1 protein-coding gene is annotated in these 1,151 nt (G+C 68.2%); it reads left to right on the forward strand.

Going from position 1 to position 1,151, the window contains the following annotated elements; all coding sequences use genetic code 11:
- Positions 1 to 166 precede the first annotated feature (166 nt).
- On the forward strand, positions 167 to 1,123 hold the full coding sequence (locus KBX34_RS33050) for an IS30 family transposase (protein ID WP_307871556.1): 957 nt from the start codon (positions 167 to 169) through the stop codon (positions 1,121 to 1,123).
- The last annotated feature ends 28 nt before the right edge of the window (positions 1,124 to 1,151 follow it).

Genomic DNA, 1,151 nt, shown 5'->3' on the forward strand with positions numbered 1-1,151 from the left:
GGGTGGTTTCTAAGGTTCAGTGCAACTGATCTTGGTTGTGCTGGGGGTGTTGGTGGCCAGGCCGGGTGTGTTGACGTTCGGGCATCGGCAGGTGTTGGAGCATCTGTGGGGTGCGGGTCGGCGCATTAGTGAGATCGCCGGCTTGTTGGGGGTGCCGGTGTGCACGGTGTCTCGGGAGGTGTCCCGGTATCACTCTGCGCGGCATGGGACGAAGAACCCGCTCGGGCGGTCGTTGCCGTCGGGGCGGGCACGGGCCCCGTATCGGTGGGGGTATCAGGCGCAGTGGGCGCAGCGGCGTGCGGATACGGCGCGTCGGCGGTCGAAGGCGTCGAAGTTGGGTCCGGGGACGCGGCTGCGGCAGGTGGTGCGGGGGAAACTGGCGCGTAGGTGGTCTCCGAAGCAGATCGCCACGTGGTTGCGGACCACGTTCGCTGACCGGCCGGAGTTGTGGGTGTCGCACGAAACGATCTACCAGGCGATCTACGTTCAGTCGCGGGGCAGCCTGCGCGAGGAGTTGACCCGACAGGTCGCCCTGCGTTCGGGACGAGCTGATCGGCGCCCACAGTCACGGGCCGCCGCGGGTGGCCGTAGTCGCCGGCCGTGGATCGGGGACCTGCACATCAGTGCCCGTCCCGCCGAGGCCGACGACCGGGTGGTGCCCGGGCACTGGGAAGGTGACCTGGTCATCGGTAAGGCCGGCCGTTCGGCGATCGTCACCCTCGTCGAACGGGCCACCCGCTACGTCATGCTCGGCGCCCTCCCGCAGGGCCGCGACACCGAAGCCGTCATCGCCGTGCTCACCGACCTCGCCCAGCGTCTACCAGCACATCTGCGCCGCTCCCTGACCTGGGACCAAGGCAGCGAGATGGCCGCTCACGCGGCATTCACCGTCGCCACCGGCTGCCCGGTCTACTTCTGCGACCCCCACAGCCCCTGGCAACGCGGCTCCAACGAGAACACCAACGGCCTGCTACGCCAGTACTTCCCCAAAGGCAGCTACGACTTCCGCAGCATCGATCAGGCAGGCCTCGACGAAGTCGCCCACGAGATGAACACCCGCCCCCGCCAGACACTCGGCTGGGCAACCCCAGCCGAGCGCCTGGACCACCTCATCGCCACCTGACGATTGCACTCACCCCTTGACCCCAAGC

The organism is Micromonospora sp. M61, from assembly GCF_018070245.1.
GTDB classification, from domain to species: domain Bacteria; phylum Actinomycetota; class Actinomycetes; order Mycobacteriales; family Micromonosporaceae; genus Micromonospora; species Micromonospora zamorensis.